Source organism: Psychroflexus longus (genome assembly GCF_020164595.1).
Lineage (GTDB): Bacteria > Bacteroidota > Bacteroidia > Flavobacteriales > Flavobacteriaceae > Psychroflexus > Psychroflexus longus.
Genome location: NZ_JAIQZE010000018.1, coordinates 1 through 19,225, shown reverse-complemented (window position 1 = coordinate 19,225; position 19,225 = coordinate 1). Strand labels below are relative to the sequence as shown.

The 19,225-nt window shown below is 32.0% G+C and carries 22 protein-coding genes and 1 tRNA gene; 13 read left to right on the top strand and 10 right to left on the bottom strand.

The window, feature by feature from the left end; translation table 11 throughout:
* Positions 1-36: 36 nt before the first annotated feature.
* The 3 genes from LB452_RS13065 to LB452_RS13055 all read left to right on the top strand — a co-directional run bounded on the left by LB452_RS13065 (position 37) and on the right by LB452_RS13055 (position 4,429).
* Positions 37-1,017 carry an SIR2 family protein gene (locus LB452_RS13065; RefSeq protein ID WP_224462182.1) on the top strand — a complete coding sequence of 327 codons (981 nt, stop codon included), beginning with the start codon at positions 37-39 and terminating at the stop codon, positions 1,015-1,017.
* A gap of 65 nt (positions 1,018-1,082) precedes the next feature.
* Positions 1,083-3,590, top strand: a complete 2,508-nt coding sequence (locus tag LB452_RS13060; RefSeq protein ID WP_224462181.1) for a DUF4268 domain-containing protein — start codon at positions 1,083-1,085, stop codon at positions 3,588-3,590.
* 74 nt (positions 3,591-3,664) lie between these two features.
* Positions 3,665-4,429 (top strand): hypothetical protein, encoded by a 765-nt coding sequence (locus LB452_RS13055; protein ID WP_224462180.1) that lies wholly within the window; start codon positions 3,665-3,667, stop codon positions 4,427-4,429.
* Between the two features lie 101 nt (positions 4,430-4,530).
* Here LB452_RS13055 and LB452_RS13050 read toward each other — a convergent pair whose 3' ends face one another.
* From LB452_RS13050 to LB452_RS13010, 9 genes are all read right to left on the bottom strand, one after another.
* Positions 4,531-5,067, bottom strand: a complete 537-nt coding sequence (locus LB452_RS13050) for a hypothetical protein (RefSeq protein WP_224462179.1) — start codon at positions 5,065-5,067, stop codon at positions 4,531-4,533.
* A gap of 262 nt (positions 5,068-5,329) precedes the next feature.
* On the bottom strand, positions 5,330-5,764 hold the full coding sequence (locus LB452_RS13045; RefSeq protein WP_224462178.1) for a hypothetical protein: 435 nt from the start codon (positions 5,762-5,764) through the stop codon (positions 5,330-5,332).
* 6 nt (positions 5,765-5,770) lie between these two features.
* Positions 5,771-6,379: a recombinase family protein gene (locus LB452_RS13040; RefSeq protein WP_224462177.1), complete on the bottom strand. Its 609-nt coding sequence runs from the start codon at positions 6,377-6,379 to the stop codon at positions 5,771-5,773.
* Positions 6,380-6,507: 128 nt separating this feature from the next.
* Positions 6,508-6,699 carry a hypothetical protein gene (locus LB452_RS13035; protein ID WP_224462176.1) on the bottom strand — a complete coding sequence of 64 codons (192 nt, stop codon included), beginning with the start codon at positions 6,697-6,699 and terminating at the stop codon, positions 6,508-6,510.
* A gap of 152 nt (positions 6,700-6,851) precedes the next feature.
* Positions 6,852-7,214, bottom strand: coding sequence for a hypothetical protein (locus tag LB452_RS13030; protein WP_224462175.1), 363 nt, complete (start codon positions 7,212-7,214; stop codon positions 6,852-6,854).
* A gap of 30 nt (positions 7,215-7,244) precedes the next feature.
* On the bottom strand, positions 7,245-7,817 hold the full coding sequence (locus tag LB452_RS13025) for a hypothetical protein (protein ID WP_224462174.1): 573 nt from the start codon (positions 7,815-7,817) through the stop codon (positions 7,245-7,247).
* A 1-nt stretch (position 7,818) separates the two neighbouring features.
* Positions 7,819-8,010, bottom strand: coding sequence for a helix-turn-helix domain-containing protein (locus LB452_RS13700; RefSeq protein ID WP_224462173.1), 192 nt, complete (start codon positions 8,008-8,010; stop codon positions 7,819-7,821).
* A gap of 290 nt (positions 8,011-8,300) precedes the next feature.
* Positions 8,301-9,191: a hypothetical protein gene (locus LB452_RS13015; RefSeq protein ID WP_224462172.1), complete on the bottom strand. Its 891-nt coding sequence runs from the start codon at positions 9,189-9,191 to the stop codon at positions 8,301-8,303.
* A gap of 84 nt (positions 9,192-9,275) precedes the next feature.
* A tRNA-Arg gene (locus LB452_RS13010) sits at positions 9,276-9,349 on the bottom strand.
* Between the two features lie 60 nt (positions 9,350-9,409).
* Between LB452_RS13010 and LB452_RS13005 the strand changes: the two genes are divergently transcribed.
* The 7 genes from LB452_RS13005 (at position 9,410) to LB452_RS12975 (ending at position 14,358) form a co-directional block, all read left to right on the top strand.
* Entirely contained in the window at positions 9,410-9,922 is a 513-nt protein-coding gene (locus tag LB452_RS13005; RefSeq protein WP_224462171.1) for an adenine phosphoribosyltransferase, read from the top strand.
* Positions 9,923-10,048: 126 nt separating this feature from the next.
* Positions 10,049-10,726 carry a GTP cyclohydrolase I FolE gene (gene folE / locus LB452_RS13000; protein ID WP_224462170.1) on the top strand — a complete coding sequence of 226 codons (678 nt, stop codon included), beginning with the start codon at positions 10,049-10,051 and terminating at the stop codon, positions 10,724-10,726.
* A gap of 3 nt (positions 10,727-10,729) precedes the next feature.
* Positions 10,730-12,223 (top strand): cysteine--tRNA ligase, encoded by a 1,494-nt coding sequence (cysS, locus tag LB452_RS12995; RefSeq protein WP_224462169.1) that lies wholly within the window; start codon positions 10,730-10,732, stop codon positions 12,221-12,223.
* Positions 12,224-12,226: 3 nt separating this feature from the next.
* Positions 12,227-12,478: a membrane protein insertion efficiency factor YidD gene (yidD, locus tag LB452_RS13655; protein ID WP_224462168.1), complete on the top strand. Its 252-nt coding sequence runs from the start codon at positions 12,227-12,229 to the stop codon at positions 12,476-12,478.
* Between the two features lie 42 nt (positions 12,479-12,520).
* Positions 12,521-13,351: a prolipoprotein diacylglyceryl transferase gene (gene lgt / locus LB452_RS12985; protein WP_224462167.1), complete on the top strand. Its 831-nt coding sequence runs from the start codon at positions 12,521-12,523 to the stop codon at positions 13,349-13,351.
* Positions 13,338-13,820, top strand: a complete 483-nt coding sequence (locus LB452_RS12980; protein ID WP_224462166.1) for a DUF192 domain-containing protein — start codon at positions 13,338-13,340, stop codon at positions 13,818-13,820. Before lgt ends, LB452_RS12980 begins: the two co-directional genes overlap by 14 nt.
* 175 nt (positions 13,821-13,995) lie before the next feature.
* Positions 13,996-14,358, top strand: a complete 363-nt coding sequence (locus LB452_RS12975) for a CoA-binding protein (RefSeq protein WP_224462165.1) — start codon at positions 13,996-13,998, stop codon at positions 14,356-14,358.
* On the opposite strand, the gene LB452_RS12970 is transcribed toward LB452_RS12975, so the two are convergent.
* Complete coding sequence (locus LB452_RS12970; protein ID WP_224462164.1) at positions 14,314-15,768, bottom strand: sodium:solute symporter; 1,455 nt, start codon at positions 15,766-15,768, stop codon at positions 14,314-14,316. The two genes, LB452_RS12975 and LB452_RS12970, sit on opposite strands and share 45 nt — an antisense overlap.
* Before the next feature lie 84 nt (positions 15,769-15,852).
* Here LB452_RS12970 and recR point away from each other — a divergent pair, with 84 nt between their 5' ends.
* From recR to LB452_RS12955, 3 genes are all read left to right on the top strand, one after another.
* Positions 15,853-16,476, top strand: coding sequence for a recombination mediator RecR (recR, locus tag LB452_RS12965; RefSeq protein ID WP_224462163.1), 624 nt, complete (start codon positions 15,853-15,855; stop codon positions 16,474-16,476).
* Between the two features lie 5 nt (positions 16,477-16,481).
* Positions 16,482-17,597 (top strand): glycosyltransferase family 2 protein, encoded by a 1,116-nt coding sequence (locus LB452_RS12960; RefSeq protein ID WP_224462162.1) that lies wholly within the window; start codon positions 16,482-16,484, stop codon positions 17,595-17,597.
* Between the two features lie 84 nt (positions 17,598-17,681).
* Positions 17,682-19,031, top strand: coding sequence for a dihydrolipoamide acetyltransferase family protein (locus tag LB452_RS12955; RefSeq protein WP_224462161.1), 1,350 nt, complete (start codon positions 17,682-17,684; stop codon positions 19,029-19,031).
* Positions 19,032-19,225 lie beyond the last annotated feature (194 nt).

Genomic DNA, 19,225 nt, shown 5'->3' with positions numbered 1-19,225 from the left:
TTAATTAAAAACTTGTTATACATAAAGCAATAAAGAATGGAAAATGTACTTCTAATTGGAAACGGTGTAAACCTTGTAGATAGAGAAAACTCATTGGATTGGGGGCAACTGTTGCACAAGTTAAAAGTGAAATATGGTATTCAAGTAGAATTAAATAATCCTCTTAAACCATTTCCACTAAGCTTTGAAGAAATGTCGAATATGAAGAGTGGAATGAATGACTACGATAGCAAACTTAAAAATCTGAAACAAAGCATTAAAACGGCTTTTTTTGAATTATTGGAACAAAACGAAGGAAAATGGCATAATGAATATCACGAAAAGTTTATGAGATTAGAGAATATAAATCACATACTTACTACAAACTATGATTATGGTTTTGAAATGGCATTAGATAGTGATTTTTTAAATAAAAAAGAAGATTTTGTCACCGATAGAACAGAGCTTGTAAATAGTCTTAAAAGGTCCTATAAGTTGAATAAAAAGATTTGGCATATACACGGAGAGCTAGAGGATTGTAGGAATCATAAAAATAATTCTAAAAACTTTAAAGAAAAAAGTATTCTTATTGGGTTTGACGGTTATTCAAATTACTTAAGTAGGATCGTAGATACAGTGAAAAATAAAAAAAAATGTTCAGAAGATCATTGGCCATATTTTTTTCTTAATGCAAATGTTCACATTATTGGCTTTGGTCTAGATTTTAGTGAAACTCACTTATGGTGGTTGTTACAATATCGAAAAAGGAAAGGATTTACAAACGAAATTTATTTTTACTATGCTAATTTTATAAATATTGAAGAAAAATTCAATTCTATAAAAATTAAAAATATAGATGATATTTTAACAAATTCAGACTTAACAAAAGAGCTAGTAAAAAGAAAAAATAATTCAGCTAAGATTGAGGTTTTAAAATCATTAGGAGTTACAACTGAGCCAATTGAATGTGAATCAATAAAAAATGATAGATATAAGGAATTTTATGATCAAGTTATCCAAAAACTTAAATCTCTTTAAATTAAAACTTCGCATGATCAATAGCCACTAAACAAAAACAATCCTACAGACAACAAAATTCTATTATGATAGCAACTCAATTACCAATCAACAACTTCCTTCAAGCGCCAAATGTTCAATTTGTTATACCCGTTTATCAGCGTAACTATGACTGGTCTACAAGTGAATGTCATAAATTATTGGATGATATAATCGATGTAGCTAAAGAACAAAGTGGCTCACATTTTATTGGAAGTATAGTGTTTATCCACGAAGGTGCATATAGCACAAGAGAAGTGAAGGAACTAGTCATTATTGATGGCCAGCAACGGCTTACAACAATCAATATTTTATATGTTGCTTTATACCGTTTTTCCAAAGAAACAAATCAGGAGCATGAAGCTGAGAAGCTCTACAACATGTTTTTAACCAATCAATATGTTCAAAACGAATCCAGCAAACTTAAATTAAAACAAACCGATACTAATTCCTTAGCTTTTAAAGCTATAATGAACGCTACTGAGAAGGAGTTTGATGCTTATTCCAATGTTATAGAAAATTTCAATTATTTTAAATCCAAAATAAATGAATCAAATTTCCAGTCAATCTTAGATGGTTTAAGAAAATTGATCTTTGTCGAAATTTCTTTAGAACGAGACAAAGATGATCCTCAAAGAATCTTTGAAAGTCTTAACTCAACAGGCTTAGATTTGTCTCAATCAGATTTGATTAGGAACTATATCCTGATGGATTTACCACCTAAACAACAGGACAAAGTCTATAATCAAATCTGGAATCCAATTGAGGAAAATGCAAAAGACATACAAAAGCAGAAATCATTAGTATCTGAGTATATTAGAGATTACTTGACTTTGAAGAAGAAAAAAATACCTAAGAAAAGTAAAGTCTATGAAGAATTTAAGAAGATGTATCAAGACAAAGATGAGGCTTATCAGCAAGAACTTGAAAACATAAAATCCTTCTCTGTTCATTATAAAAAACTAGCAAATCCCCAGACGGTAAAAAACGATAACATTAGAAAAGAATTGAACTATATTTCAAGATTAGAAATTAATGTAGCTTTCCCTTTTCTTTTGCAAGTTTTTGAAGATGCCGACAATGGAATTATAAGCGATGATATTCTAATTAAGATACTCAAACTCATTCAATCTTATACTTGGCGAAGATTTATAGTTGGCTTGCCTACAAATGCTCTAAATAAAGTATTTATGACTTTGTATTCTGAAATTGATACAGAGGACTATTATGAATCTGTTGTGCTAGCACTTTACAAAAAAAGAGGTAGCGGAAAGTTCCCTAATAATCAAGAGGTAAAAACAGCTCTAAAGGATAAAGATTTATATAATATTCAAACAAAGAATAGAAGTTATATGTTTGAGTTGCTTGAAAACTTCAATAATAAAGAGTATGTTGATACAAGCAATCCTAACATTTCAATTGAGCATATTTTTCCACAGAATTCAAATCCAGACTGGTCAAATAGTTTAAGCCAAGAAGATTTTTTCATGTTCAAAGAAAGATACCTTAACACGATAGCAAATTTGACTTTATCTGGTAATAACGGAGCTTTGAGCAACAAATCTTTTAGTGCTAAAAAAGTGATGAACAATAACAATGATGAACAAGGCTATCAATTTAGTAGACTCTGGTTAAACTCGTTTTTAAACACAGTAGATGAATGGTCTATAGAAAACTATGAAAAGCGTTTTGAACTCATTTATAGTCGTTTTTTGAAAATTTGGGAATATCCAGACATAGAATTACCTGAGGAGGAAGAAAAGGGTTCAGAAGTAAATATTTTTGAAGCTGGTAACCCTACTGGAAAAAAACTAGACTACTTTATTTTTGAAGACACAAAGTTTGATGAATCTGCGATTTCGATTATGTATTCTGAAGTTGTTAAATCACTATTACTGAAAAATCCAAAACTTTTAATTGAGAATCAAGATATTATAAAAATATCTAAGAATGAAAAAGACTTTAGATCACCAAGCCAAATTGCTAATGGCTATCAGATTGAATTTAATATTGATAGCAAAACAAAATTCAATTACTTAAAAAAACTTCTTACCCTTTATGATTTAGAAGATGAGCTTATTATAAAATATAGCGATAACAATCCAATTTCATTTAAAGCTAATAGGCACGTTGTGCGTAATAAATATTGGAAAAGAGTTTTAAACAAGCTTGAAAACACTCATCTTTTTGAAAATGTAAACCCAACAAAAGACCATTGGTTAAGTACTGGTGCTGGAACTGCAGGAGTTGCTTATACTATGGTTATTACCAAAAGCTTAGCAAGAATTGAATTGACATTGGGATCGTCGAGTAAAGAAAGGAATAAACGCTATTTCAAAAAATTATTAAGTCATAAAGATGAAATAGAAAATCGATTTGAAAATCAATTAGAATGGGAAGAATTACCAGATAATAAAATGAGTAGAATTAAATTTGAAATTGATCACGTAAATCTTTTCAATGAAGATAGTTGGGATGAAATGGATAAGTTCTTTGTTGAGAATATACCGAAGTTTGAATATGCTTTTATAACCTATTTATGCCAACTTAAATAACAATAAAGATGATAAATCAAGCTAGAATCGTCTCAAAAAGTACTGTGTAATTGAATAAAATTAAAATTGAATAAATGAACTATAATTTACTACTTAAAACAGATGAATGGAAGGAAAAAAGAAATGAAATTTTATCTAGAGACAATAAAACTTGTCAGAGATGTGGCTTCTTACAGAATGACAAAACATTAACTCCATCTTTAACTATAGAGAAAAAAACTTTTGAAAATTCAAAACTGACTTTTCAAAAAGACCAGAAAATTCTTCCTAATATAGTAAGGTTTGAAAGCTTGGGTCTTGTTTTTTATTGTAAAACTTATTTAACTGAGGACAATTTAAAGAGTACAGAGAATTACTCTATGATCATTAATTTAGTAAAAAAAAAGAAAATTGAATATCCATTTCAGGGTTCCCTATTAAAAGATACAAGGACGAATTTTTTTCTTACTGAAACAGTAAATGAATCACTGAAGAAATACGCACAAAGAAAGGCGAATGATTCATCACTTGAAATGGACTTAGAAGGCATATGGTTTACTCCTTTTTCAGAAAGAATTGAATATGCAAAACTAACTAAGTCTTTACATGTTCATCATAAATGTTATAGAAAGAATCAAGATATCTGGGATCAAAATAACGAAGAATACGTTACTTTATGTAATGTATGTCATAAAATTATACATGAGTCAAATCAAATCCCATTTTACGATTCAAAAGGGATAAATTACAAATTTAGAAAGCCATGTACTAGATGCAAAGGCACAAGATATTTACCGCAATACAGTTATGTTGATAATGGTATATGTTATAAATGCAATGGATATGGGTATTTAAATTAATAGTCGTTTAGCCTTCTTATTTAAATTGTCACCCATAATACAAAACCCCCAATAAACTTAGTATATGAGGGTTTTAAAATTAATACAAGAACGCTGTTATATTATTTATCCATAATTATTGGCGTCAATTTTTCTTTTAGAGCATCATACTCTTTTTGTGTCATCATCTCTAGATCCAAAAGATCTTTAGCTTCTTTTAATTTATCAATAGCATCTTCTCTACTGAGTAAGGAAGTCTTTATTTCCCCATATTCGATAGCACTTTCAAGATCGATATAATATCTAGCTAGACCAAGTTTGGTTTTTGTAACTGCAACAATTTCCCAACCCTGCCTTCTACTTCCATCCATTTTGAATTTAATGATTTCCGAAACCCAATCCCTAGCTGTAATATCAACAGGTTCGATTGACCCGATAGCGTCCATCTTTATAATGTATGCATATCTATCAAGATCACCTGATGGCTCTCCTATTGTCAGTGTTTCTCCTTCCTTGAAAGAAATCCCATCTTTACTTATATATTCAGAGACATTTCTAGTACTTGGTCTTCGATTGGAGTCCTCGATATCTTGATAAGATAATTTTTGACCGTAAGTTACTGTTGAAATAAGGGCAATAAATAATAAAATATTTTTCATAAAAGTTTTTTTTGTTAGCGCCTCAAAAATATAAAACTGAATATAATTTCATGTTTTTTATAGCCTATCTTTTTAAAGTTCTGAAAAACTCTATTTTTATTTCTTTAAAATATTAGAGGCTTTAATACTGTTCTAAAAAATCGTTTAATAGATAATTTATTAAGGAGATAAGGAAGAAACGTAGTAGGCTCTTAAAGTTTAGAGCTATTTGTTTAAAAGTTCGAATTTAATTTCAGAAAACAATAATTATTTTAAAAAATAATTATTTCAATTTATACTTTTCAGCTTCAGAACATATGACTATACCGTAATCATTTAAATTTCCCTCAAATTCTTTTATTAAGTTAGAAATCCATCTAAGATGCAATTCGTCTCCATGAACTTCTATTAGAAATAATTGTTTACCTTTTTCAATTGCTGCTTTAGCTTCATCGAAACATCCTTTTGATAAACCGATATCATTAGATTCACTCCAAATAAACAGAATATCTACTTCAGACGCAATTTCTGCGTAATTAGAAAGGTATTTTAAATCACCTAAGTGTTGGTTTGGACATAATACTTCCATTTGGAGTTCATTAGACAAAAATTTAAATATTCTTTTTTCATTTTTAGTCCCATAAGTTGATAAGCTATGAGAAAAATAAGCTGTGAGTCCTTTGGTTAAACCTGTTTCTAAATTTAGATTACAATACATATTTTTTTATTTTTTTAAATTATTTATCTTTTTAATTTTTGTTATAGTATTAAGATGAAGACCCACAACTTTTGAGACTTCAATATTCTTATATCCCTTTTTAATTAATTCAATTGCCTTTTTATTTTTTGGCTTATTCAAAAAGCGAACTAAATCCTCGGAAGTACCCTTAGACCGTCCTTGGTATTTCCCTTTTGCTTTGGCAATAGCTATTCCTTCTAGTTGTCTCTCACGAATCATTTTTCGTTCCATTTCAGCAACTACTCCAAGTATGGAGATAACCATTTTTGAAATATCATTCTCACTTCCATCATCATTTAGTGTTCTAAGTCCTTGTTGAACAAAGTGAATATTTACTTTCTTTTCATTGAATACCTTGATAGTAGTTAGAATATCCATTAAGTTCCTGCCTAATCGGTCAATTTGATGTACGACCAGCTCATTTAGTTCTTTAGACTCTAGTAAGGAAAATATTCGCCCCCCACCTTCTCTGTCAAAAAATGGAATAGCACCAGAGCATTTATCTTCAACTAATAGATCATGATCTAAGGACTTTATAGATTGTCTTTCCGAATTTTGTTCAACTGTGCTTGTTCTAGTATATAGGACTTTCATTTTGTCACTTTTTTAGGTTAGTACGCATTCAACTCTTATTTTGTGATCTTTTCATCAATATTTTAGGTGTTAACCTTGATTTTGTAGATTTTATCAATCCCAAATCAGAGTGTACTCTATTTTTATGATTAGAATGTTTTTTTGAAATCATTGAAATTTGATTTCGTAAAAGCAAGTATTTTGAATAAATATCCCAAGCCATAAATGACACCAAATCCAACAGCTGTAAATTTTGCAATTTTTACGACTTGGCTGTTTAGAATATTATTTACTAAATCTTCTTTTGTCTTTTCTGCTAAACTATTTTTTTTCATTTTCATCTTTATTTAATTTTATTAGATAAGCTGATGAGGTTAATACAACGATTAGAATTATTCCAATCCATACTATGTCATTCTTATTCATTTCTTTTTTTAGGTGAATTGGATGATTAAACACTTTTTCTATATTGGAAGTGTTCAAGTCATATATTTTAATTGGCTCCATTTTTTTTAATGTATAATTTGTTATCATCAACTTTTTTGTAAACCATGTCATAGAGTCCGAAATAGATTTCATCATCATTATCGATGAATTGAGTAAAAACTGTGAAATCAAATCCACTATTTTTTAGATCTCTTACACTCACATATGCTTCTTCATTATCACCTAGAATAATTTCTAGTTTACTATAATTGAAGAATAGCTTCTGGTTCATTCGTTCAAGGGGCATTCTCTTTTCCCGATACTTTCGGTTATGATATGCTATTCGATTTTTTCCTGAAGCAAATCTTTGATTACTTCTCCTTGGCTTAAAAACTTTGCCACTAAAGGGGCATTTTCTAATTGTTTCCATTTTTATCTATTTTAATTAATGATCAACTTTTTAGAATTTTAGGCTATTCGATTTTCCAAACAACCTTTTTCTATATCCGCGTTCAAAAATCTGTTTACCCTTTAAGTACCTTTCTAGGTGCTTTGCATTTCTAACAAAGGCGCCATGTATATTCTTTTTCTTAAAACTCATTTTTAATGCATCAGGATATTTTTTATCTATAAAGGGACTCGTTGCTAATACCAAGTGATAATGTTGTCCAAAGTTTTCTTCACCCACATCATAAACCCAGATATAGCCATGTAGCTGGATGCCATTTGTTTCGCATCTTCTCTTTAGCTTTTGAGTAATTGGACTTATAGATTGACTTATGTCATACGGTAAGCCAAATTCAAAAAGTTGGAATTTATTTTTATCACTAAACTTTTCGAAAAAATGAGAAATTAGCTTGTTTCTTTTGAAACGTTGTTTTTGCACATCTGATATTTCATAGAAAACTCCGTTCGATTCATTTTGAAACACGCTTATAGAAGACACTTCTTTGAGACACCCTACTCTTTTGATGGTGTTAAGGTCTTTCTTAGACCTCTTCTTAAAACGCTTCTTAAATATGAATTTTCCCATATTAAAAATTGTTTTTAAATATTGATTTAACTGATTGTAGATTTTCTTTAGTAAGACTATCTCTATCGATTAGAACTTTTGAACTACCGTAAGGTTTGAAAGCAGAAATTCTCCCACTTCTTATCCATCTGTCAATAGTCTTGACACTGACAGATAAAATCTGGGAGGCTTTTTTACGTGTTATATAATTCATCGCAATTAGTGTTTTTAAATCACGATGCAATCTAGATAGGGTAAGAATTTTTTAGAGACGAGAATTATATTTGGGAATTTCACTTTTCGTCTCTAAATGTCAATATTATTTCGTATGAGGGCATTTGAAATATGCTTCAAATAGTGGTAGTTATTAATTAAGCTTACAAGCTGAGCTTCAGAAAGCTTATTAATCATGTGATAAAAGATTTTTTATGTTAGTTCAAAAACCTTTGTGATTGTATAAAAGGGTTGGGGAAGTATAAAATGATGCTATTAAACTTGAAAGATCTATTTGTCAAGATAAACAATTGTGTTTTTAAGCTTACGAATTATATCTATATCGTCTTTTTCAGCTAATCGTAAATCTTTAAAAATATTAGTTATCAAATGATGGAAAATTTTATTTAGAATTTTGTTCCTGTCTTTATTTGACAAAGCTGATTGGTCTTTTTTGATATTAAAATATATAGCAGAAAATAGAATTTTAAGAAGGTATTTGTCTTTAAGAAATAAATCTTTATGCTTAATATATTCTTCAGGCTTCTCGCTCTCGTCAGCTATATTATTATAAAAAAAGTCAAGGAAAAGTCTATCTTGCTTTTTTAAGTTTGTTTTTATTGATGTTTTTGAAAAATCATCAACTAAATCTAAAACAGTATCCTTATCACCAAATTTTATAGTATTTGATAAAGTCAAAAAAGCATATTCAAGTAAGATCCTATAAATTTGTGTGACTATGTATGGATAATTAAAAATATACACTTCATTCTTCAAGTTATTCAATCCCTCGTGAAGAATTTTGACGTCGAAAGAAAATTTGAATAGCTCTATAACTTGCTCACACCTTTTAAATCTTTTTTTATTTGCTTTTATTATTTCAACGATTTGTTTTTTTTCATCGTCTTTATTTTTAATAAAAAAATAGAAAGGAAATATTATTAAGAGCTTTTTAGATAACTCTATATCATTATCATTTTCAAGAGTCTCTTTGATGTATTCTAATAAACTTTTTGATTCAACATAAAGATCTTCTGAATCAGTATTATGATAATAGACTTCTTTTGAAAATAACTCTATTTCACTAAAACTTTGAAATTCATTGTCAAGTAATGTCTTATAAAACAAAAAAAATGTTTCATTTCTATTTTTATTCAAATTATCATTATAAATTGGTTTCATAAGATGTGGTCAAAAATGTGGACAAATGAATATAAATAAAAAACCCTAAACCTATATATAATAAGGGTTTAGGGTTTTTAAGAGTGACCACGGCAGGATTCAAACCTGCAACCTTCTGAGCCGTAATCAGATGCGCTATTCAGTTGCGCCACGTGGCCTTTTGAGAGTGCAAATATATTTCTTTTTATACTTTTACCAAATATAAAATCATAATTATCATGCAACTCACCGATTATATCAGAACTATCGAAGATTTTCCCAAGAAAGGTATTTCCTACAAAGATATTACTCCTCTACTTATGGACCCAAAAGCTAGTGCTTTTGCAGTTTCGGAATTAATAAAAGGCCTGGAGGACAAAACTGTTGATAAAGTCATTGGCATAGAGTCTCGCGGATTTTTATTTGGAATGCTTCTGGCCAAAGCGCTTGGAGTAGGGTTTATACCTATTCGTAAACCAGGGAAACTTCCTTCTGTAACCATTTCTCAATCCTACGATCTAGAATATGGAAGTGATACGATTGAAATACATGAAGACTCTATTCAAAAAGGCGATCGAATTTTACTTCATGACGATTTACTTGCTACAGGAGGTACAGCTTCTGCTGCTTGTAAGCTTATTGAAAAACTTGGAGGTGAACTTGTTCATATCAATTTTGTCATTGAATTGGACTTCCTTGAAGGCAGAAAACTTCTTCCTAAGGCTAAAGTAAATTCACTTTTACATTATTAAAAAGATTCAAATTCAGAATAAATACAAAAGCTTAGTTAATTTATAAGGTAAAGTTATACAAAGAAAAAAAGTTTGAGTGTCAAAAAATAAAGAAAGGCTATCTTCGCGGTTACTAATTTTTAAGAAATGAGTGAACAAAAAAATAAAGAATTAACAGAAGAAATCGGCGATAATCACATAGCTACATCTTACGAAAACCCAGTAAGGAACGACGCTTTTGAGTTGACAGAGGATGAAAAGATTGAAAAAATAAAAGGCCACGTCCATGAAATCATGCATACATTGGGTATGGATATGACAGATGACAGCTTGATGGGAACTCCCAAACGAGTGGCTAAGATGTACGTGAACGAAATTTTTGGTGGTTTGGACCCGGAGAAAAAACCTAAAGCATCAACTTTTGAGAATAATTACAAATACGGTGAAATGCTCGTGGAAAAGAACATTACAGTTTATTCTACTTGCGAACATCACCTTTTACCAATAGTTGGAAGAGCTCACGTTGCTTACATATCTAGTGGAAGAGTTGTAGGACTTTCGAAAATGAATAGAATCGTTAATTACTTCGCCAAGCGTCCACAGGTCCAAGAAAGACTTACAATGCAGATTGTGAAGGAGCTACAAAAAGCTTTGGAAACTGAGGATGTGGCTTGTATCATCGATGCCAAACACCTATGTGTTAACAGCCGAGGGATCAACGACATAGAAAGCAGCACTGTAACTAGCGAATTTGGAGGAAAATTCAAAGACGAGAATGTGAGAAAAGAGCTTCTCAACTATATAAATTTAGAAACTAAATTTTAACCAATGGCTTTATACGAGGATCAATCTTTAAAGATTTATAATTCTATTTCTGGAGAAAAAGAAGAGTTTAAACCTATAACTGAAGGCTATGTAGGCATGTATGTCTGCGGTCCTACTGTATATAGCAATGTTCATTTAGGAAATTGCAGGACTTTTATTTCTTTTGATTTGGTGTTTCGTTACCTAAAGCATTTAGGTTATAAAATTAGGTATGTAAGAAATATCACAGATGCTGGTCATCTGGAAAATGATGGTGAAGAAGGAGAAGACAGAATTGCTAAGAAAGCTAAATTAATGGAGATTGAGCCCATGGAAGTGGTTCAGAAGTACAGTGTTGATTTTCATCAAATCCTTGAGAAATTTAACAATCTACCGCCTAGTATTGAGCCTACAGCTACAGGGCATATCATTGAGCAAATTGAGGCTATAAAAACCATCCTTGATAAAGGACTGGCCTATGAAGTTGAAGGGAACGTTTATTTTGACGTTATGAAATATAATGAGTCTCAACACTACGGAAAATTAAGCGGAAGAAAAATTGAGGATCTCATTTCAAACACCAGAGAACTTACCGGCCAATCTGATAAAAAAAATCCTCAGGATTTTGCGCTTTGGAAAAAAGCAGAACCTCAGCACATTATGCGCTGGCCTTCACCATGGGGAATAGGTTTTCCAGGATGGCATCTGGAATGTACCGTAATGAGCTCCAAGTATCTTGGAGATCAATTTGATATTCATGGTGGGGGAATGGATTTGAAATTCCCGCACCATGAGTGTGAAATTGCTCAAGGCCATGCTTCCACTGGAAAAGATCCTGTTAACTATTGGATGCATGCCAATATGCTAACATTAAATGGTAAGAAAATGTCTAAAAGTACGGGCAACAATATCTTGCCTAGAGAACTTTTTACAGGAGAAAATGAAAATTTATCTAAAGCGTATACAGCACCAGTCGTTCGATTTTTTATGCTTCAGGCCAACTATAGAAGTATTCTTGACTTTTCCGATGAGGCTTTATCTGCCGCAGAAAAAGGATTCAATAAGTTAATGGGTAGTCTTGAAACTTTAAAGTCAATTAAGGCCTCAAAGTCTTCAGATTTTGATGTTTCAGGATGGAAAAACAAATGTTATGAAGCGATGAATGACGACTTTAACAGTCCGATTTTAATTGCTCACCTTTTTGAAGCTGTTAAGCAAATTAATTTGGCGAAAGCAGAACAAATCAAAATCACCCAAGAACATATTGATCTGCTAGGTCAAACTATGAAAGACTTCATCTTTGATGTCATGGGTCTTGAAGATGCAGAAGATAATTCAAAGTCAAAAGACAATACAAGTGATTTTGAAGAGCTTATTCACTTCATGATCGAGATGAGAAACCATGCCCGGCTCAATAAAGATTTTGAAACCAGTGATAAGATACGAGACAAACTTTTAGAAATGAAAGTAGAGTTGAAAGACAGTCGAGAAGGAACTACTTTTGAGATTCAATCTTAGTCGATGTGGCGTAAAGTATTGATCTTTCCTTTTTTAGTTCTCATCAAGCTTTATCAATGGATCATATCCCCTCTCTTAGGGCCAAGTTGCAGGTTTCAGCCCACATGCTCACATTATGCTCTTGAAGCATTTGAGACCCATGGATTGATAAAGGGCCTGTATCTTAGTGCAGTAAGGATTTCAAAATGTCATCCTTGGGGAAAATCTGGTTTTGATCCAGTCCCGAAGTCTAAAAAAGAATCAGATAAGAGTTGAACATTTCAATAATCTGTATATTAGCCCCTAAATAAATTAAGCATGTTCCAAGCTATCCAATGGGATCCCTCTTTAGGAATCGATCTCGGAATTCTTACCCTCAGATATTACAGTTTAATGTTCCTCATTGCTTTTGCTAGTGGCTTTTACATTTCTAAGCGAATTTTTATTCATGAAGGTATTTCATTAGAAAAGTTAGATAAGCTTCTTATCTACACCATAATTTCTACACTTGCTGGAGCAAGGTTGGGTCACGTTATTTTTTATCAGCCAGAATTATTTCTTGAAGATCCTCTATCGGTTTTTCTACCTGTAAGCTTTGTTCCTAATATTGAATTTACCGGTTTTAGAGGTCTTGCCAGTCACGGTGCGGCTATTGGCATTGCCATTGGAATGTACTTTTATAGCAAGAATGTGACTAAAAAGTCCATCTTTTGGATTCTTGACCGAATAACAATTCCCGTAGCTTTAGGCGCTGTATTTGTAAGAATAGGAAATTTTTTAAATTCTGAAATCGTCGGCAAGGCAACCAACTCAGACTTTGGAGTCGTATTTGTTCAATTAGGTGAAAGCTTCCCCAGACATCCCGCTCAGTTATACGAATCGGTTTCTTATTTAATTCTCTTCGGGATTTTATCTCTGCTCTTTTGGAAAACGAATCTCAAACAAAAGAAAGGTGTCCTATTTGGTATTTTCTTCACTTTGCTATGGACAATTCGATTTTTGGTGGAGTATGTCAAAGAGCCACAAGTAGCGGAAAGAGCAGACTGGTTATTCAACACTGGACAATTACTGAGTATTCCTATGATTCTAATCGGGTTGGGAATTATTTATTTTTCAAATCAAAAATCACAAAACGGTGAAGTTGCTTAAAATATTTTTTGGGTTAAGCTTGATGCTTCATGTAATATCTTGTCAACCGGAGAAGAAACAAGATCAAAATCTTACGAGAGAAATACAATTTAAAAATGATACACTTTTAAAGTTTATCAAAGGAAAAGACACATTATCTCCTGTTTTTGAAATTGAATTAGCTAAATCTGATTATGAAAAAGAAACGGGATTAATGCATAGAAAAAAGATGGAATCTAGACAAGGGATGCTTTTTATCTATGAAACTGAAGAGCTGAGACCTTCATTTTATATGAAAAACACTTACCTCCCACTTGACTTAATTTATTTTAATAAAAACCTGGAAATTGTAGATTTCAATTTAAACACTACTCCACTTTCAGAAGAACTTATTCCTTCTGAAGTGCCTTCAATTTACGTTCTTGAATTACATGCTGGATCTGTTGATGAATTATCTCTTGAAAGAGGTAATCAAATTATGTTATACTAAAAAAGGTAATCTTAAAGACTACCTTTTTAATAAAATGAGTTTACTAGAGGCTAATCCAAACAAACAATATTTTATTATTTAAACGCATAATAGTCTCTATTGTTACAATCGTTAACACAGTTTAACACATTGATAATCAAAAGTCAAGCATCGTTCAACAAAAAAATAAAAAGGAATGAAAAGCATAACTCTTGTCATAGGCGCCTCAGAAAACCAAAGTAGATATTCAAATAAAGCTATACGTGCTTTGTTACAGAATAACAAAGATGTGATTGCCCTTGGCAAACGAAAAGGGGAAGTGAAAGGTATTGAGATACAGACTAAAATTTCAACAGATGAAGAAGTTGATACTGTTACAGTATATCTAAATCCCAATCATCAAAAACAATACGAGGACTTTTTACTTGAACTTTGTCCTAAGCGAGTAATTTTTAATCCTGGTACAGAAAACTTTGATCTTCAAAATAAACTTGAAAAAGCTGGAATCAAAACTTTAAATGCTTGTACTTTGGTTCTTCTTGCTACAAATCAATATTAAGCCAAGAAAAGTTAATAATCCATTCAAAATCAATATAAAAAATCCAAATTCAAAGTTGAGAAAAGTTAAACTCAAACTACTGATTATATAAGAAAGGATAGGTGATAAAATAGCTATGATTGGAATCCATCGATCCTTAACCCTCCATTTAGTAAACAATCCAAAAGCGTACAGTCCTAAGAGTGGACCATAGGTGTATCCAGCAAATTCAAATAACTTGTTGATGACACTCTTATCTGCGATTGCATATTTAAAAACCATCATCACAGCAATAAGAACAAGAGAAATCAGAACATGTATATATTTTCTAACTTTGGTTTGAGAGGCTGCAGAATATCTATCTTGGATATTGAGTATATCAATACTTATCGAGGTCGTAAGCGAAGTTAATGCACTGTCTGCACTTGAATACGCCGCAGCAATAAGTCCTAGTATAAAAGTGACTGCTACAGCTACACCTAGTACACCAGAAGTTGCAACTGCTGGAAACAGATCATCCCTCGTTTCTGAAATTCCAACTAAATCAGCATAATCAGTGAGCAGTAAACCGAGGAGTAAAAATAAAAAGTTGACCACAGTCAAAACGAGCGTAAACCAAAAAATATTTTTCTGAGCATCTTTTAGGGTTCTACAAGTCAAGTTTTTTTGCATCATGTCTTGATCAAGACCTGTCATAACTATGGCGATAAACATTCCGGATATAAATTGCTTGAAAAAGAAATCTGAACTTTTATAATCTTCAAAAAAGAAAATCTGGAAGTTATCATGCGTTCCTAAATAATTCCACAAACTTTCAACCTGAAGAGCATCTGAAATGAAATAGATAGAGATCCCTAAAGCTATTAGCATAAATAGCGTTTGTAGTGTATCTGTCCATACTATAGTTTTTATCCCACTTCTGAAGGTGTAGAGCCAGATCAATAAAATAGTGATGCTCACCGTTGCATAATAAGGAATGCCCAAGGCATCAAAAACGATAAGCTGAAGTACATTTGCCACCAAAAAAAGCCTGAAACTAGCTCCCACTATTCTTGAAAGAATAAAATAGGAAGCTCCTGTCTTGTAAGCACGGTTACCATAACGCGAATCTAAGTAGGTATAAATGGAAGTAAGGTTAAGCCTGTAATATAGAGGCATAAGCACTAGACTAATCACAGCATACCCTATTGTGTAACCAAGTACAACTTGAAAATAACTAAAGCTACTGAAGGCTACTGTTCCGGGAATTGAAATAAAAGTTACGCCACTAAGTGATGCGCCTATCATCCCAAAAGCAACGAGATACCATGGTGATTGTTTATTGGCCTGAAAAAACTCAGAATTACTTCCGCTTTTATTGGTTAAAAATGAAATTAAAATAAGGACAACAAAATAAGCTAAAACTAGAAGTAAAATCTGGTATGCCTGCATATATTTCAGTTTGGCAGGCGAAAATACAAATGTTTACTTAAGATTTTTGTAAAAAGAAGACTCAAAATTGTATTTTAGCTCAGTATGGAATTTTCATCAAAGTATCTTGAAAAGGCGATTGAAGAGATTTCGCTGCTACCGGGAATAGGTAAGCGAACTGCACTTCGACTGGCTTTGCACCTCTTGAAGCAACCGCAAGCTCAAACCACAGATCTTGCAACCGCTTTAGTTGATCTAAAAACTAAAGTCAAACAATGTAAAAGCTGTCATAACATCTCAGACCAAGATATTTGTGGTATTTGCAAAGACCAATCTAGAGATCAATCCATTATATGTGTTGTTGAAGATATAAGGGATGTGATGGCAATTGAAAATACAGAACAATACAAAGGAATTTATCACGTTTTAGGAGGTAAAATAAGTCCCATGGACGGGGTTGGACCAAATCAATTGAATATAGAAACTCTAGTAAACAAAGTAAAAACAGGTAAGGTCAAAGAAATTATTTTTGCATTAAGCAGCACTATGGAGGGTGATACAACCAACTTTTATATTTATAAACAGATACAATCCTCAAAACTCGAATTAAAAACCTCTACAATAGCCAGAGGAATTTCAATAGGAGATGAATTGGAATATGCAGATGAAATTACTTTAGGTAGAAGTATTTTACAAAGAGTTCCATTCGAAAATTCATTAAAAAACTAATCTTATTGAAACTTTCTGTTGTTATTCTAAATTATAAAGTACCACATCATTTAATGTTGTGTCTGGACAGTGTTAGCAAGGCAATAGAAAATATTAAAGCTGAAATAATTGTCGTTGATAATAATTCTCAAGACACGAGTTGCGCACTGGTAGAAGAAAACTATCCTGAAGTAAGGTTGATAAGCAATACGGGGAATTTTGGATTTTCAAAAGGAAATAATATAGGTGTTAAAAAAGCACAAGGTGAATTTCTTTGCGTTTTAAATCCAGATACGGTCGTACCTGAAGATTGCTTTACAAAACTTCTGAAATATTATCAGGAAATAAAAAATCCCGGTGCTGTCGGTGTTCAATTGATCGATGGATCAGGTGAATTTCTTGAAGAAAGCAAAAGAAATATACCTACACCAAGAGTTGCTTTAAAGAAACTTACCGGAAACTCTTCCTCCTATTATAATTCTAAATTACAAAAAGAAGAAAAAGGACCTACTGATATATTAGTGGGAGCATTTATGTTCATGAAAACTGAGTTATACCATAACATTGGAGGTTTTGATGAAGATTATTTTATGTATGGAGAAGATATAGACTTGAGTTACAGGATTCTCAAGGCTGGCTTTCAAAATTACTATTTGGGTTCTGTAAAAGTCTTGCATTTTAAAGGTGAAAGTACAATTAAGGACCAAGTCTATGTTAATCGATTCTATGAAGCGATGTACATTTTCTATAAAAAGCACTTCAAGAATTATAAAACATCTTTTAGTCTGGTAAAACAGATCCTTAAACTAACTATGACTTTAGAGAAAGTAAAGCTCAAATCTATAAAAAATAGAAAACAAAAATTTAAAGAAACTCTTCTTGTTTCTGAAAGTAAATGTTTAAGAAATAAAGTTTCGAACCGGTTGAACTCTAAAATAAAGGTAGCTTCAAAAATAACATTAGAATTAGAAAATTCATTTATCATAATTGACTCTAATTACTTACAATACAGAGATTGCATAAATACCATGACTAATCTTAAGTCTAAGAATAATGCTTTCAGAATAAAACCGAGAAATTATAATTTTATGATAGGAAGCGAAAGTAAGTATCTGAAAGGCGAAGTTATTGACCTTAGTTAAGAAGGTAACAACTTAGGAATATAACTAGCTTAATTTTACTAAATTTGCAATCTGAATTACAAAAACACCTTTTAGGTTACATATATGGCAAAAAAAGAATTAAAATTACCCAAAATGGGAGAAAGCGTTGCTGAGGCAACAATTACTAGTTGGTTAAAAGAAGTCGGCGATATTATAGAGGCTGATGAAGCGGTCCTAGAGATTGCAACAGACAAGGTAGACTCTGAAGTTCCAAGTGAATATGACGGCGTTTTGGTGGAAAAGTTATTTGATATAGACGATGTCGTGAAAGTTGGAGAGGTTGTCGCCATTATAGAAGTTGAAGGCGAAGAGGATTCTAATAATGATACTGAAGATGACTCTGTAGCTGAATCTGAAGAGATCGAAGAAGCTGCGTCTGTAGTTGAAGACAGTGTAAAACAAGCTGAAAATATTGCTGGAACGAAAGCAGACTACTCAGATTCATCTAGGTTCTATTCCCCTCTGGTCAAAAATATTGCTGAAAAAGAAAATATTTCTTTCGATGAACTTGAAGCCATTCAAGGTACTGGTATGGACGAAAGGGTGACTAAAGATGATATTCTTTCTTACGTTAAAAATAAGAAAGAAGGCAAAATATCTTCACAACAAGTTAAATCTAAAACTGCAACAGAGGATAAAGCTCCTGAAGCAAACCAAAAGGCTCAGCCTATACCAAAAGCAAGTACACCGGTAAATATTAATGCTGAAGATGAAGTTATAGAAATGAGCAGAATGGGAAAATTAATTTCTAGCCATATGATTGCTAGTACTCAAACCTCTGCTCATGTTCAATCTTTTATTGAAGTAGACGTTACCGATGTATGGAATTGGAGGAATAAACATAAAAATGAATTTCAAAAGAGAGAAGGTGAAAAACTAACCTTCACTCCTATTTTCATGGAAGTTGTTGCTAAAACCATTAAGGATTTCCCTAAAATTAATATCTCGGTAGATGGCGATAAGATTGTCATGAAAAAACATATCAATTTGGGAATGGCTGCTGCTTTGCCAGATGGCAATTTGATAGTTCCTGTAATAAGGGATGCAGATCAACTCAACTTGCTTGGCATGGCCAAAAAAGTAAATGATTTAGCAGGAAGAGCACGTAATGGAAAGCTCAAGCCAGATGAAACGCAAGGTGGAACTTATACGGTGACCAATGTAGGAACTTTTGGAAGCGTTATGGGTACACCAATAATCAATCAACCACAAGTTGGTATTTTGGCTTTAGGGGCTATTAGAAAAGTCCCAGCAGTTATTGAGACATCAGAGGGCGACTTTATCGGAATACGCTATAAGATGTTCTTGTCACATAGCTATGACCATAGAGTTGTAAATGGTGCTCTTGGAGGTCAATTTATTCAAAGAATGAAAGAATATATAGAGAATTTTGATACTGAAAGAAGTATTTAATTTTCTTGACAGATCAAACAAAAAAGCCCTTAAATCTATAGATTTAAGGGCTTTTTAAATTATTAAAACTGTCCCGTCCTAATATAGCGATACACTAAAATCAAGTGTATATGGAATCACCAACAAATAAAGGGTATGTAAAGCGAACCCAAAAAGATTATTCGCTTTCTTTTAAGCTTCAGGTAGTCGAAGAA